General features: G+C 46.4%; 1 pseudogene. It reads left to right on the top strand.

Annotation, left to right across the window (positions count from 1 at the left end):
- Positions 1-530, top strand: a pseudogene (locus FQ015_RS23295) (phage tail protein); the annotation flags it as partial.

Below are 530 nucleotides of genomic sequence, written 5' to 3'. Positions count from 1 at the left end.
CCACTGCGACCGTTCAGCATTAACCTGCGGACGGGTGAAATATCCATGTCGCATAAAGTGTCTGTTGGCGGCGGTTCTCAGGTGAATGGTGCACTGGGTATCGGCGTTCAGAACGCGCTGGGCGGAAACTCAATTGCTTTCGGGGATAACGATACAGGTATAAAACAAAACGGCGACGGCATTCTGGATGTTTATGCGAATGGACAGCATGTATTTTGTTTCCAGAATGGTGTGGCGATAGCGTTAAAAAATATTCAGGCCGGAAATGCTAAAAAATTCACGTTATCCAGCGCCAATAACTCCACGAAAAACGCAACGTTTAATTTATGGGGTAATTCATCCCGACCTGTAGTTGCAGAGCTTGGTGATGACTCGGGCTGGCATTTTTACAGTCAGAGGAATACGGATAACAGCATAACATTCGCTGTAAACGGACAGATAACCCCATCAAACTATGGCAATTTCGATGAACGCTACCAGACCAAAACAGGCGGCGTGCAGAATTTTCAGTACACCAGTGAGGTGTTTTA

It is taken from the genome of Escherichia sp. HH26CH (assembly GCF_009820205.1).
Lineage (GTDB): Bacteria > Pseudomonadota > Gammaproteobacteria > Enterobacterales > Enterobacteriaceae > Escherichia > Escherichia coli_F.
This window is presented reverse-complemented; position numbering and strand designations above follow the sequence as displayed.